Annotated in this window: 10 protein-coding genes; 6 read left to right on the top strand and 4 right to left on the bottom strand. The window is 69.4% G+C overall.

Annotation, left to right across the window (positions count from 1 at the left end; all coding sequences use genetic code 11):
• Positions 1-134 precede the first annotated feature (134 nt).
• The 3 genes from ACZ5PO_RS22975 to ACZ5PO_RS22965 are packed head-to-tail and all read left to right on the top strand — an operon-like array spanning position 135 to position 4,473.
• Positions 135-2,057 carry a TonB-dependent receptor gene (locus ACZ5PO_RS22975; protein ID WP_464184167.1) on the top strand — a complete coding sequence of 641 codons (1,923 nt, stop codon included), beginning with the start codon at positions 135-137 and terminating at the stop codon, positions 2,055-2,057.
• Positions 2,057-3,304, top strand: a complete 1,248-nt coding sequence (locus ACZ5PO_RS22970) for an MFS transporter (protein WP_464184166.1) — start codon at positions 2,057-2,059, stop codon at positions 3,302-3,304. The genes ACZ5PO_RS22975 and ACZ5PO_RS22970 overlap by 1 nt, the downstream gene beginning before the upstream one ends.
• Positions 3,301-4,473, top strand: coding sequence for an FAD-dependent monooxygenase (locus ACZ5PO_RS22965; RefSeq protein WP_464184163.1), 1,173 nt, complete (start codon positions 3,301-3,303; stop codon positions 4,471-4,473). The genes ACZ5PO_RS22970 and ACZ5PO_RS22965 overlap by 4 nt, the downstream gene beginning before the upstream one ends.
• 19 nt (positions 4,474-4,492) lie before the next feature.
• Here ACZ5PO_RS22965 and ACZ5PO_RS22960 read toward each other — a convergent pair whose 3' ends face one another.
• A complete protein-coding gene (locus ACZ5PO_RS22960) occupies positions 4,493-5,584 on the bottom strand; it encodes a citrate synthase (protein WP_464184161.1) in 1,092 nt (363 codons plus the stop codon).
• 82 nt (positions 5,585-5,666) lie between these two features.
• Here ACZ5PO_RS22960 and ACZ5PO_RS22955 point away from each other — a divergent pair, with 82 nt between their 5' ends.
• Both ACZ5PO_RS22955 and ACZ5PO_RS22950 read left to right on the top strand, forming a co-directional pair.
• Positions 5,667-6,857, top strand: coding sequence for a citrate/2-methylcitrate synthase (locus ACZ5PO_RS22955; protein WP_464184160.1), 1,191 nt, complete (start codon positions 5,667-5,669; stop codon positions 6,855-6,857).
• Between the two features lie 672 nt (positions 6,858-7,529).
• Complete coding sequence (locus tag ACZ5PO_RS22950; RefSeq protein WP_464184159.1) at positions 7,530-8,957, top strand: flavin-containing monooxygenase; 1,428 nt, start codon at positions 7,530-7,532, stop codon at positions 8,955-8,957.
• Here ACZ5PO_RS22950 and ACZ5PO_RS22945 read toward each other — a convergent pair.
• From ACZ5PO_RS22945 to ACZ5PO_RS22935, 3 genes are read right to left on the bottom strand one after another with little or no spacing between them, the layout of a single operon-like run.
• Complete coding sequence (locus tag ACZ5PO_RS22945) at positions 8,943-9,455, bottom strand: hypothetical protein (protein WP_464184157.1); 513 nt, start codon at positions 9,453-9,455, stop codon at positions 8,943-8,945. The genes ACZ5PO_RS22950 and ACZ5PO_RS22945 overlap by 15 nt on opposite strands.
• A complete protein-coding gene (locus ACZ5PO_RS22940) occupies positions 9,452-10,516 on the bottom strand; it encodes a phosphotransferase family protein (protein ID WP_464184156.1) in 1,065 nt (354 codons plus the stop codon). Before ACZ5PO_RS22940 ends, ACZ5PO_RS22945 begins: the two co-directional genes overlap by 4 nt.
• 8 nt (positions 10,517-10,524) lie before the next feature.
• Positions 10,525-12,078: an acyl-CoA synthetase gene (locus ACZ5PO_RS22935; protein ID WP_464184155.1), complete on the bottom strand. Its 1,554-nt coding sequence runs from the start codon at positions 12,076-12,078 to the stop codon at positions 10,525-10,527.
• A 204-nt stretch (positions 12,079-12,282) separates the two neighbouring features.
• Here ACZ5PO_RS22935 and ACZ5PO_RS22930 point away from each other — a divergent pair, with 204 nt between their 5' ends.
• Positions 12,283-13,491, top strand: a complete 1,209-nt coding sequence (locus ACZ5PO_RS22930; protein ID WP_464184154.1) for an ABC transporter substrate-binding protein — start codon at positions 12,283-12,285, stop codon at positions 13,489-13,491.
• The last annotated feature ends 214 nt before the right edge of the window (positions 13,492-13,705 follow it).

Raw genomic sequence — 13,705 nt, 5'->3', positions numbered from 1 at the left:
TGAGGTTTGAAAGTTTAGAAATGTTCTCAAGAGCCGCCCGACTTGGTCCGACCACATTCCTATTGCTGATCAGCTCGACACTAGTCGGCCGAGCGCAGGACGGCGGTCGCAACGTTACCCTGGACGAGATCACAGTGACGGCCAACAAGCGTGAGCAGCCGCTCGACAAGGTCGACGGCGGGGTCTCGGTCGTCACCGGCGACGAGTTGCGCCAGCGCGATGTCCGCACCGTGACCGACCTGCAGAAGGTGTTCCCGGGGCTCGTCATCGACAGCCGCGGCAACCGCGCCTACGCCAATTTCACGGTGCGCGGCATGTCCTCGCCCGACTATTACAATCCGGCGGTGCAGGTCTACGTCGACGGCGTGCCGCAGGCCGCCTCCGCCATGGTGCAGGAGCTGCTGGACGTGGAGCGGGTCGAGTTCCTGCGCGGCCCGCAGGGCACGCTCTACGGCCGCAACGCCTACGCCGGCGTCATCAACATCATCACCCGCAAGCCGCGCGAGCAGACGGCCGCGGTGTTCGGCACCGCCGCCAGCGGCCTGTTCCAGGCCGGCGCCACGGCCACCGCCGCGCTGGTGCCCGACGCGCTGTTCCTCGATCTGGCGGTGAAGGAGAGCTACACCCCCGGCCAGATCCGCGACATCGACCGCGGCAAGGACGACATCAACTGGTGGAACGCGTTCAACGGCCGGGTGGGCCTGCGCTATGCGCCGGCCGGCGGCGCCTTCGACGCCAGTGCCTGGGTGTCGCGCGAAGTGCTGCGCTCGCGGGAGGAAATCTCCATCCTCGACCAGGACGTGCGGCATCGCTGGTACCGCAGCGCCCAGATCGGCCCCTACAACTTCCTCGACCGCGACATCACCACCGCCGGGCTCACCTGGAACTACCGCTTCAACGCCTTCACGCTGACGAGCACCACCGCCTACCAGGACGTGAACCTCAAGCGCACGCTGTTCGGCGGCAATTATCCCGAGACCGACCGCAGCTTCACCCAGGAGCTCAAGCTCACCTACGACGACGGCGGGCCGCTCAAGGGCGTCGCCGGCCTGTCGTACTGGTCGGACTGGTTCACACGCGACGCGACCGGCTACCCGGGGGTCTACGCGGCCTCCCGCAACAAGGTCGACAGCCAGAGCGCCGGCATCTTCGGCGAGCTGACCTACAACCTGACCGACCGCCTGACGCTGACCGGCGGCCTGCGCGGCTCCTACGACTGGGCGTCGGTCGATTTCATGCGGCCCGACATCTATGGCAACGGCCAGGGGTTCAGCTTCGACCGCTCGGCCAGCTTCCGCAGCCTGCAGCCGAAGCTCTCGCTCGGCTACCAGGTCACCGACACCACCCGCGTCTACGCGCTGGTGTCGGAGGGCTACAAGCCGGGCGGCTTCAACCATGCGGTCTCGTTCATCGAGGACGCCGAGCCGTACAAGGCGGAGACCGCCTGGAACTTCGAGGTCGGGGCGCGCACGTCGCTGTGGGACGGCTGGCTCACGCTGTCGACGGCGCTCTACTACATTAGGTCCCAGAACAAGCAGATCTACGTGGGGCCGATCGGCCTCCAGGTGATCCGCAACGCCGGTGACGCCGAAAGCCTCGGGGTGGAGGTGGAGGCCGCGCTGCGTGCGACCGAGCGGCTGACCCTCACGGCCACCGGAAGCTTCGGACAGTCCAAGTTCTCGGACATGGTCGACCCGTTGAGCCGCGCCACGTACGACAACAAGCGCGTGCCCTACGCACCCGACGTCACCGCCAACCTGGCGGCGCGCTACGTGCTGGCGCAATCGTTCTTCCCGGGCCAGGTCGTCGCCACCGGCGCCGCCCACCTGACCAGCCGCACCTACTTCAACGAGTCGAACACGCTGTATCAGCCGGCCTACGCCACCTTCGATGCGGGCCTGGAATTCGCCTTTGACAAAGGGCCGACGCTCAAGCTCTTTGCCGACAACCTGACTGACAAGGTCTACCGCACCTCGAGCTATTCCTTCCGCGGCGCCGTGCTGAGCACCATCGGCCAGGGGCGGATCGTCGGCGTGCAGATGCGGACGCAGTTCTGATGGATGCGTTCGTGACCGCAGCGGCGAAGGCGGACGAGCGGCTGCCGTTCCGGCGCGTGCTCGTCGCCATTGTCGGCATCTACCTGGCGCAGAGCCTCGTCGGCAGCCTGACCTTCCAGGGCGTGCCAGCGGTGCTGCGCAGCCAGGGCGCGGCGCTCGATACGATCGGGCTCGTGGCCCTGGTCATGCTGCCATGGGCGCTGAAGTTCCTGTGGGCGCCCTATGTGGAGCGCTACCGGCTGCCCGTCGGACGGGCGCGCCGCTCACGCCAGATCGTGGTGGCCGGCGAAGCGCTCGCTGCGCTGGCGCTGATCGGCCTGGCGTTCACCGAACCGGCCGGTCGGGCGCCCCTGTTCATCCTGCTCGGCACGGTCGCCCTGGCGTCGGCCACGGTCGACATCGCCTGCGATGCCTTCGCCATCGAGCAGCTCGCGCCTGCGGCGCGCGGCTGGGGCAACACCGCCCAGGTCGGCGGCGGCTATCTCGGCATCCTGCTCGGATCGGGCCTCTTTCTCATTCTGGTGTCATACGCGGGGTGGACCGTGGCGGTGCTCGCGCTTGCGGCCTCGGTCTGCACCCTCGCGCTGCCGTTCGCCCTCGCCGGCGAGCCCGGGCCGCCGCTGCCGGCGGGGACGGCGCGGCCGAGCCTGCGGGCGGCGTGGGCGCGGCCCGCCATACGCTGGGGCCTGCTGCTGACCATCACCTTCGAGATCGGCGTGCGCCTGGTGCAGGGCATGACCGGCCCGCTCCTCATCGACCGGGGGGTTGACCTCGCCACGCTGGGGGCGATCAACGGCCTGGGCGGCGTGATCGCCGGTGTCGGCGGCACCTTGGCCGGCGGCGCCCTGGTGCGCACCGCCGGGGCCCTGCGCGCCGTGCTGATCGCCGCGATGCTGCAGGCGCTCGCCCTGGCCTCGCTCGCCGCTGCCGTCACGAGCGGGCCGGCCGACGCGAGCCTTCTCGTCGGGCTCGTCGTGGCCCAGGCGGCGATGATGGCGATCGGCTTCGTGGCGCTCTATTCGCAGCTGATGGGCCTCGCCTCGCCGACCCAGGCGGGCGTCGATTTCACCCTGTTCCAGTGCGCCGATGCCTTCGTCGCCGGCCTGTGCGGCTTCGGCGGCGGCGTGCTGGCCAAGTCGCTGGGGTACGGCCCCTTCTTCGTCCTAGCCGCGACGCTCGCCATCGCCGGCCTCCTCGCCATGCCGTTCATCCTAAGGCGCTGCCTCGCACAGGAGGACAAACGATGACGCAACCCGTGGCTCTGATCGCGGGGGCGGGCGTGGCCGGCCTGGCCGCCGCCTGGTGGCTCGGGCAGGCCGGCTGGCGCTCGGTCATCGTGGAGCGCGCGCCGCACCTGCGAGGCGGCGCCTACATGCTCGGCCTCTCCGGCCCGGGCTACGAGACGGCCGGACGCATGGGCCTGCACCCCGCGCTGGCCGCGGCCGCCTATCGCGTCGACGAGAACGTCTACCGCGACCGCCACGGTCGTGAATTGCTGCGGCTACGCTATCGCGACTTCATCCGCGGCCTGCCCTACGTGGCCCTGCGCCGCACGGACCTGGTCGGCGCCTTGTATCAGGCCTTGCCGGCGAACGCCGAGCTGCGCCTCGCCACCACGATCACCGCCATCGACCAGGACGAGCGCAAGGCGGGCGCTACGCTGAGCGACGGCACACACTTGGACGTGGATCTCGTCATCGCCGCCGACGGCTTCCGCTCCACCCTGCGGCCGCTGGTGTTCGGCGCGGACGGCGCAAACCTGAAGCCGCTCGGCTATCGCTTCGCCGTCTACGACATCGACGATCCGGGCGGGCTGGGGGCGGACTTTCTCTCCTATGCCGAGCCCGGCCATCTGGCCGAGTACTACGCCCTCCGGGGCGATCGTCTGGCCGCCCTGCACGTGTGGCGCGACGAACGGACCGGGCCCGTTCCGGCCGACGTGCGCTGGCCGATGCTGGAGCAGGTGGCGACGCGCAGCTTCGGGCGCGTGCGGGAGCTCATGCAAAAGGCGCGGACGGACGGCGCGGTTCCGATCATCGACGACCTGACATTGGTCGACGTCCCCGCCTGGTCGAAGGAGCGCGTCGTTCTGCTCGGCGACGCGGCCCACTGCCTGACGCTGATCTCCGGACAGGGCGCCGGCATGGCGATGACCTCGGCGGAGATGCTGGGGCGCGAGCTGGCGCGGACAGACACGGTGCGGGCGGCGCTGGATGCCCACGAAGCCAGATTGCGCCCGGCCATCCAGCGGCTGCAGCAGCGCAGCCGGCGGATGGCGTCGATGTTCATTCCGGAAAGCCAGCTCGCCTTCCATGTCAGGAACGTCGTCCTGCGCCACATGCCGCGCGCCTGGCTCGGCCGCTATTTCCTCAACGCGGTCAAATCGGAGATCGGGCTGATGCAGGACGCGGCGTGAGCCGCGTCCTGGCCACCTCTTACGCCGCCTTGGCCGGCATCGGCCCGACGTAGCGCGACTGCGGCCGGATGATGCGCCCCGCCGCCTCCTGTTCGCGCACGTGCGCGATCCAGCCGGCGACGCGGCCGGCAGCGAACAAAGGCGTGAAGCCGGCGCGCGGCACGCCCAGAGCCTCGAGCAGCAGCGCCGTGTAGAACTCGACGTTGGTGTCGAGCGGGCGGCCACTCCTGTGGGCGGCCAGTTGACGGAGCGCCGCGGCCTCGACGGCCTCGGCCAGCGCGATGCGGCCGGGGCGATCGGTCAGGCCGCGAATCGCAGCCTTGAGCACGTCGGCGCGCGGGTCGCGCACGCGATAGACCCGGTGGCCGAAGCCCATCAGCCGGTCGCCGCGGGCGAGCGCGGCGGCAAGCCAGGCGTCGGCGCGGTCGGCTGTGCCGATGGCATCGAGCATGTCGAGCACCGGCCCCGGCGCGCCGCCGTGCAGGGGGCCCTTCAGCGCCATCAGCGCCGCCACCACGGCGGACGGCAGGCCCGCCGCGGTCGAGGCAACCACACGCGCCGTGAAGGTCGACGCATTGAGCCCGTGATCGAGGATCGTCACCAGATAGGTGTCGAGCGCCGCCACATGGGCCGGCGACGGCATCCGGCCGGAGAGCATGCGCAGCACGTCCGCGGCATGGGAGAGGCTTGGGTCGGGCGCCAGCGGCGCACGGCCCTCGCGGAGACGGACGGCCATGGCCGCCGCGACGCCGACGGCCCCCACCAGCGCCGCCGGATGGGCGAGCGGATCGTCGTCGCCGATGGCCGACAGGAACAGGCGCAGCCCCTCGACCGGGCTCAGCGCCGCCGCGGTGTCCTGCAACGGCGCGAAGCGGCGGTAGGCGTGCTCGCGGCCGACGGCGATGTCGCGCCCCAGCGCCGCGGCGCTGTCGCCGGGCGGCACGATCCCGTTCCAGAACAGGGCGACGGCGGCTTCGTAGGGCACTTGTCCGGCCAGGTCCTCCACGTCATGGCCACGCAGGATGAGGCGGCCGGCCTCGCCGTCCACGTCGCTCAGGACGGTCTCGGCGGCGACGACGTCGTCGAGGCCGATGGCTCTGGGCTTGGTCATGCCCGGTCTCCCTGATCACGCATTCACCGCCTCATGACGACCCGACTTGCTCAAGTCGTCAATCTTGAATCAATATATCAATATGATGGCTCAACCGGATCCCCCGCCCGCCCTCCTCTCCGCCAATGAAGCAGCCGCGCGCCTCAAGGTCAGCCGCGCCACGCTCTACGCCTACGTCAGCCGCGGCCTCATCGGCTCGGCGCCCCACCCCACCACGCCGCGGGCGCGGCTCTACGTCCAGGCCGATGTCGACCGGCTGATCGACCGCAAGGCGCGGTTGCGCCGGCCGTCGACGGCGGCGGCCTCGGCGCTCGATTGGGGGCTGCCGGTTCTCGAAACGCGCATCACCGCCTTCGACGGCGGCCGCCTGCTCTATCGCGGCCGCGACGCCGTCGAGCTCGCCGAGACGTCCACGCTGGAGCAGGCAGCCCGGCTGCTGTGGGGCGAGACGGATCGGGATCCGTTCGCGCACTCCGGCTTCGACCCGGCGACCGTGGCGGGATGGAGCGAGACGGCCCAGCGGCTCCGGGCAGCAGCGGCCACGGACAAAGCGATCGCGTTGCTCGCCCTGCTCCTCGACGAGGAGTTGCCGGGCCTGCCCGAGACGCAGTTTCCGCGCCGCGGCGCACGGCTGATGCAGGCCTTGGCAGCGGCCTTCGCCGGCGCCGCGCTCGCACCCGGTGTGCCGTTGCACGAGGCGCTGGCCCAGGCCTGGAACCGGCCATCGGCGGCCGACGCCATCCGCCGCGCCCTGGTGCTCTCGGCCGACCACGAGCTCAACCCGTCGACCTTCGCGGTGCGCGTCGTCGCGGCGACGGCGGCCAGCCTGACCGCGAGCCTGATCGCCGGCCTGGCCGCGCTCGGCGGAGCCCGCCACGGCCGCATGACCGACCAGGTGACGGCGCTGCTCGACGAGATCGAGCGGGCCGGCGGGGCGGCACGTGGACTCAGCGCCCGCATCGCCCGCGGCGAGACCATACCCGGCTTCGGCCACGCGCTCTATCCCGACGGCGACCCCCGCGCCCGCGCATTGCTCCCCCACGTCGGCGCGGCCGCTGATATCCTTGATCTCATCGACCACGCCGAGCGCCTCACCGGCCGCAAGGCGACCATCGACGTCGCCCTCGCGGCGATCGCCCGCAGCCATGATCTGCCGCCGGGAACGCCGCTCGCCCTGTTCGCGCTCGGCCGCACGGCGGGCTGGATCGCCCACGCCCAGGAACAACGTGCCGGGGGCCAGCTCATCCGGCCGCGCGCCAAGTTCGTGGGCTGAAGCGGCGGCAACGTCGCTGCGCGGGTGCGATCGAACACCGACATTCATCCACAACAAATGGTGGGAGTGACACCCAGATCACGACGATGTGGGCTTCTGTCGGTGAAGAATCATGGGTGTAATCGCGCGTAAGTCCTCAGGTCGGGTCGCCGGCCGACCGGCTGCCTCGCGCAGCGAATACGGCCGTACATTCGTGCGCCGGGGCTGCCGCTTCCCCGGCTCCGCGCCTGTTTGCGGGGGCACGCGCTACCTCTTGCTGCGGATGCAGTTGCGCCTGCGGACGGAGCCCAGGAGCCGACTATTTACTCACTATCGAAGAGATTTCGTGGCCGCTATTCTAGGGTATCCGGTTAGAACATCGGACCCAAAGGCCGACATCAGATTTGGGGGTAAATCCGATGCGAAGACAGGGAGATTGGGCGGTAGCTCCGATTCCGTCGGAGCGTCCGCTCCAGCGGGTGGGTTCAGGCCCTCGGCCACGCGCGGGAGGGCCGGCGCGTTCGACAGACCAGGGAGAGGGGGTCGTCATGAGCCGCATTCTCGTTGCCGAATCAGGGAGGCGTCCCGGATCACTCGCCCGTGGACTGACCGAGACTGGCCCGCTCGGCCGCGACGGCAGCGGCCGGCCGGTCACACGTGATGCGCGCTGCGCGATCGGCGGAGACCGCTGACATGGCGTGCCGGAGCGCCTGGTCCGATCTCGACGACGCGGCCGCGGCGAGGCGGCCGTCGCGGTCTCCCGACATCTGCATCATCGGCGCCGGCGCCTCGGGCATCACCGTCGCCAAGGCCTTGTGCGAGCGAGGGCTCGCCTTCGATTGCTTCGAGAAGGGCTCGAACCTCGGCGGCCTGTGGCGCTATCAGAACGACAACGGCCTGTCGTCCGCCTACGCGAGCCTGCATATCAACACGAGCCGCCGCCGTCTCGGCTACTCGGATTTCCCGGTCCCGGATTCGCTGCCGGACTTTCTGTCCCACCGGCAAGTCCTCTCCTACCTCGAGAGTTATGCGGACGCGTTCGGTATCCGCCCCATGGTCACCTTCCGCACCACGGTCGATGCGGTGACGAAGGGCCCGGGCGGCCAGTGGCGCGTATATCTGGCGGGTGGCGAGGTGCGCCACTACCGCGCCGTGATCGTGGCCAGCGGCCACCTGTGGGACCCGCGTCTCCCCGCCTTTCCCGGTCGCTTCTTCGGCACGGCGACGCATTCGCACCACTATCGCACCGCCCAGCCGTTCGAGGGCAAGACCGTGCTGGTGGTCGGCATGGGCAATTCGGCCGTCGACATCGCCGTCGATCTCTGCCGGCATGCGGCCGGTGTCACCCTCTCGACGCGCCGCGGTGCCTGGATCACGCCCAAGTACCTGATGGGGCGGCCGACCGACCATTGGTGCGATATTCTCTCCGGGCGCCTGCGACTGCCGGCCCAGGTGACGCGTGCGGTCATGGCACCGCTGATTCGGCTGGCTGCCGGCGATCAGCGGCGCTTCGGCCTCAAGCGGCCTGAGCATCCCATCCGGCGCGAGCAGCCGACGATGAGCGAGGAGTTGCTGCCCTGCCTCGGCCACGGGCTGATCTCGATCAAGCCGAATGTCCGCCTGCTCGACGGCATGGAGGTGGAATTCGACGACGGCAGCCGTCAGGCCTTCGACGCGATCATCTACGCCACCGGCTACCGCACCACGTTTCCGTTCCTCGCCAGATCGCTGTTCGATCCGGAAACCGACGCGGGCTCGCTCTACCGAGGCATGATATCGCCGAAGCATCGCGGGCTGATCTTCGCTGGTCTGGTCGAGCCGGTCGGGCCGGCGATTCCGCTGGTCGAGGTCCAGGGCCGTTGGCTCGCGGCGGCGCTCGCCGGCGATATGGCGCTGCCGGACGCCGAGTCCCAGGTCCGCGAGGCAGCTTCACGCCGCAAGCATCAGCGCGCGGCCTATGCGGATTCGGACCGCCACGCGCCCGAGGTCGACGACCAGGCCTACGCGCGGCAGCTGCACGACGACATGCGGCACGGCCAGGGCCGCCGTCATCGCAGCTTCCGCGAGCTCGCCGCAACCACCGCCAACGCGTGGCGCCTGCGCAGCCTATCCGCGCGCTGACGTCCCCGCCGGACTGTCCTCCCCGGTGGCGAGCTCGTGGAACATGGATTTCGCCATGGTGCCGATCTCGAGCGTCATCTGCTCGCGCATGAAGCGGCGCAGCGTGTCCTGGATCTCGGCAGCGGCCGCCTGATCCGCGCCGACAGCGTCGGTCGAGGCCCACATCAGCAGCGCGCCGAGCTGGCGGTCGCCCTCATCGCGCAGCGCCTCGAGGGCGGCGCCGTCAACGATGCCTCCGGCGGTCCGCGGCAGCGCCGGGATCGGTGGGTGCGGCAGGCCAGCGGCCAGGCAGGACACCGCCTCGAAGGCCCGGTCCTGCAGCGTGACCTGGGCCAGGAGCGGTCCGGCCGCCCAATCGGCACCGAGTTTCAGGCCGTTGAGGGCGAAGATCACGCCGTACGCCTGCCCCCTGACGAAGCTGTCGCTCAGGTGCGGCAGGATGCTGGTGCGGAGGGCCTCGATCGCACCGTCGAGGACGAGGTCGAAGGATTTGCTCATGCGGCGGCCTCGATGGCGCGATCCAGGGCGCGGATGATGGGAGCCATGCGGGTCGCCATGGCGGCCATGCGCATGTCGTTGCAGCGATCGACCTCGAAGGCGTAGGCGCCGCAGAGCTGGATGCCGGCCGCCTGGTAGAGGGCGAAGGCCTCGTAGAAGGCGAGGCTCCTGGCGGAGACGGGGATGCCCGAGCGTTTCGCGTAGCGCTCCAGCACGCGCTCGCGCTCCATGACGCCGTAGAGCTTGCGGCTGCCGGCGTTGAACGTCGGCATCAGGGCCCAGCCCAGATCCTCGTGCGGATCGCCGACATGGGTGAGCTCCCAGTCCAGGATGGCGGTGATCCGGCCCTGGTCCTCCAGGAAATTGCCAACGCGGTAGTCGCCGTGGACGACGGTGAGCCGCGGCGGCTTGGGGCAGTTGTCGGAAAGCCAGTGTCCCGCCCAATCGAGCAGCGGATAGTAGCGCTGCATGGGCCGCGCGATCAGCCGGCGCCAGCCCTCGATCGGCCGCAATTCGACAGGGCCGTCTCCGGCCGGCGACGGCAGCTTCGCCAGCGGCGAGGCGGCCCAGTCGAGGCCGTGCAGGTCGGCCAGGATGTCGACGAACTGCTCGGCAATCGCCAGCCGCTGCTCTTCGCCGGCCGAGCTGCCGGTCCACGGTGCGGTCACGTGGCCCGGCACGTGCTCACACACGAAGAACGGGAAGCCCACCGCGCCGCCATGCTCGGCATGGGCGACGAGGCCGGGAACGGGAATGGTCGTCCCGTGCAACGCCTGAAGCGCGTAGACCTGCGGCAGCACGGAATAGGGCGCGAACAGCCCGCTCGGCGGCCCGATCCGCAAGATCAGATGACGGATCTCGCCGGACGGATAGCGCGCCTTGAAGCTGTAGGTAAGCCAGGAGAAGCCGGGCGAAAGTCGGTCGAAGGCGATAATCGCCACGGGCCCGCCCGCGCTTTGGCTCAGGTGCTCGCTCAGGCCCGCGCGCACCCGTCCGTCGTCGACTTCGGTTGCGGGGATCGCCGCCTGCGGCGCGGCTTGCCGTGTTTGCATCGTCGACATGGCGGCGGTCAATTCACACCCCTGCCGTGGCCGCGCCACTTCTCTTCCCGCAATTGCGCCTTCATGATCTTGCCGCTGCCGGTCAGGGGCAGCGGCTCCGCCCGGACCTCGACGGAACGCGGACACTTATAACCGGCGATGAGCGTGCGGCAGTGCGCGATGACCTCCGCCGGCCCCAGCTCGCGGCCGTCCTTCGGCACGACGATGGCATGCACTGCCTCCCCCCATGTGTCGTCGGGCACGGCGATGACCGCGCACTCGCGCACGTCGATGTGCTGGTAGATCGCATTCTCGACCTCGCCGGAATAGACGTTCTCGCCGCCCGAGACGATCATGTCCTTCACGCGGTCGACGATGTAGATGAAGCCATCCTCGTCCATCCAGGCGCCGTCGCCCGTATGCAGCCAGCCGCTGCGGAGCGCCCGCGCGGTCTCCTCCGGCTTGCGCCAGTAGCCGAGCATGACGCCGGCACCACGGATGGCGATCTCGCCAACGCTGCCGCGCGGCAGCTCCCGGCCGTCCGCATCGACGATGCGGATCTCGACGCCGGCGGCGGCCCGCCCGGCGGACTTGCGCTTCTCCGCCAGCGGCCCTTCGAGGGCGTGCCAGCGCCAGGGCAGCAGGGAGGCCAGCGCCGCGCATTCGGTGAGGCCGTAGCCCTGATGGAAGCGCCAGTGCGGCAGCTCTCTCATGATCCGCACCAGCAAGGCGTCCGGCATGGGCGAGGCACCGTATTCGCAATCCTTGACGCTGCCCAGGTCGTAGGTGCCGAACGCCGGATGATTGAGCATCATGTTCAGCATCGTCGGCACGAACAGGCAGTAGTTCACCTTGTTCTCGGCGATCGCCTTCATCGCCGCCTCGGCCTCGAACTTCGGCAGCGTGACGTGGGTGCCGCCGACAAGCGTCAACGCCACCATCGGCGACGCGCCGGCCAGGTGAAACAGCGCCGCGGAATGGAGGTAGACGGTCTCTTCGGTGAAGCCGAGCGAATAGATCCAGACCACCGATTCATAGACGACGTTCTTGTGCGACAGCATCACGCCTTTGGGGAACCCGGTCGTCCCGCCGGTATAGAAGATGCCGACGAGATCGTCGTAGGCGCCGGACAGGTCGGCGATCGGCTCGCCCGCGGCCAGCGTCTCGAAATGGATGGCGCCATCCGGCGCCGCGCCGTCGTCCATGTAGACGACGGTCAGATCCGGCACCGCACCCCGCAAGGACACCGCTTGATCGGCGAAGTGCCCGTCGACGAGAAGCACCTTCGCGTCCGAGTCCTTCAGCGCGTACTCGTTTTCCGCAAGCGCCCAACGCGTGTTCAGCGGCACGACCACCGCGCCCGCCCAGGCGACGGCGAAGAAGGCCTCGACATAGCGGTCGCTGTTCATCGCCAGCACGGCGACCCGATCGCCGTCGGTGACGCCGAGGCCCCTCAGCCCGCCGGCGACGCGAGCCACCCGCTCGCCGGTCTCGCCCCAGGTGCGGGTGCGGCCGAAGTGGACCGTGGATGCGCGATTGCGATGCTGTTGCACGGCAGAGCTCAGCGCCTGCGTAAACTTCATTGAACGTCTCGCTCCCGAAAGTCGCCGTCTTTGCCGGTCAGCCGGAGGCGCACCGATGCCATCGTCCCGGCACGCCTTCCCGTCCAGCCGAAATCGTAGATAGACCGACTGGACGGATTATGTTTATCATCGCGCCGAGCGCTTGTGAACAGGCCGAATGGGGCCGGCCGGCCGTTCAACCGGCGCCAAGAATGGGAGGGGAACATGCGTACGGGTTCGATACTTGCTGCAGCCGCCATGGGCTGCGTGCTAGCCAGCGGCAGCGCCGTGGCCCAGAAGCGCTACGACAGCGGCGCCAGCGACACCGAGATCAAGATCGGCCAGAACGCGCCGTTCAGCGGACCGGCATCTGCCTATTCCAGCTTTTCCCGCACGATGCTGGCCTACTTCAAGATGCTGAACGAGAAGGGCGGCATCAACGGTCGCAAGGTCACGCTGGTGGCGCTGGACGACGGCTACAGCCCGCCCAAGACCGTCGAGGTCGTCCGCAAGCTGGTCGAGGACGACCAGGTGCTGGCCATCGTCGGCCCGTTCGGCACTCCGACCAACGCGGCGATCCAGAAATACCTCAACCTCAAGCAGGTCCCGCAACTCCTGGTGCAGAGCGGCGTCTCACGCTGGAACGAGCCCAAGGAGTTCCCGTGGACGACGCCCTATTCGCCGTCCTACCTGAACGAGGGCAAGAACATCGCCAAGTTCATCCTCAAGGAAAAGCCCGACGCCAAGATCGGCCTGTTCATGCAGTCCGACGACATCGGCAAGGAGTACGCCAAGGGCATACGCGAAGCGTTGGGCGACAAGGCCGGCACCATGATCGTCAAGGAGACGAGCTACCAGGTCACCGACACGACGGTGGACTCGCAGATGCTGGCGCTGAAGAACGCCGGTGCCGACGTCGTCCTGATCGGCGCCCAGAACAAGTTCGCGGCCCAGGCCGTCCGCAAGATCCACGAGTTGGGCTGGAAGCCGCTGGTCATCCTGCCCTCCATCTCCAACTCCGTCGCGGGCGTGCTCGTCCCGGCCGGGCTCGATGCAGCGGTCGGGGTGGTGACCACGAGCCCCTACAAGACACCGAGCGATCCGACCTGGGCCAACGACACCGGCATGAAGGACTACCTGGCCTTCATGAAGAGCTACATGCCGAGCGACAATCCCGACGACATCATCGCCGTCACCGGCTACTCGACGGCGCAGGCCGCGGCCGAGATCCTGCGGCGCAGCGGCGACAACCTCACCCGGGCGAACCTGCTCGAGCAGGCGACGCACCTGCAGGGCCTCTCCCTGCCGATGCTGCTGCCCGGCATCGTCTTCCAGGCCTCCGGCGGCGGCTATCCGACGCTCGAGGAGACCCGCTTCGCCCGCTTCGACGGCAAGACCTGGGTCCTGTTCGGATCCGGAGCGGCGGAGCGCTGAGGCTTCATCGACGCTGGCGGTCCCAGGCCCTGCGCCCCGGGATCGCCTCATTGCGTCGCGGCCGGGAGCCCCGGCCGGACCGAGACGCCCGACCTCGAAGACGCCCGACCTCGAAGACGCCCGACCTCGAAGACGCCCGACCTCGAAGACCTGGGCACGCCCCGCCGGACCGCTCGTCGACGTCCGGCGCAGGCACAGAGATTGACACAGGCGA

Source organism: Chelatococcus sp. KU-N122, assembly GCF_055391085.1.
The sequence above is the reverse complement of the archived record's forward strand: the minus strand, read 5'-3'. Positions and strand labels throughout refer to the sequence as shown.

Bases quoted from the DNA above. Each gene is read 5' to 3' on its own strand.
- ACZ5PO_RS22970 (WP_464184166.1), top strand. From the start codon at position 2,057: ATGGATGCGTTCGTGACCGCAGCGGCGAAGGCGGACGAGCGGCTGCCG.
- ACZ5PO_RS22965 (WP_464184163.1), top strand. From the start codon at position 3,301: ATGACGCAACCCGTGGCTCTGATCGCGGGGGCGGGCGTGGCCGGCCTG.
- ACZ5PO_RS22960 (WP_464184161.1), bottom strand. From the start codon at position 5,584: ATGACCAAGCCCAGAGCCATCGGCCTCGACGACGTCGTCGCCGCCGAG.
- ACZ5PO_RS22955 (WP_464184160.1), top strand. From the start codon at position 5,667: ATGATGGCTCAACCGGATCCCCCGCCCGCCCTCCTCTCCGCCAATGAA.
- ACZ5PO_RS22950 (WP_464184159.1), top strand. From the start codon at position 7,530: ATGGCGTGCCGGAGCGCCTGGTCCGATCTCGACGACGCGGCCGCGGCG.
- ACZ5PO_RS22945 (WP_464184157.1), bottom strand. From the start codon at position 9,455: ATGAGCAAATCCTTCGACCTCGTCCTCGACGGTGCGATCGAGGCCCTC.
- ACZ5PO_RS22940 (WP_464184156.1), bottom strand. From the start codon at position 10,516: ATGTCGACGATGCAAACACGGCAAGCCGCGCCGCAGGCGGCGATCCCC.
- ACZ5PO_RS22935 (WP_464184155.1), bottom strand. From the start codon at position 12,078: ATGAAGTTTACGCAGGCGCTGAGCTCTGCCGTGCAACAGCATCGCAAT.
- ACZ5PO_RS22930 (WP_464184154.1), top strand. From the start codon at position 12,283: ATGCGTACGGGTTCGATACTTGCTGCAGCCGCCATGGGCTGCGTGCTA.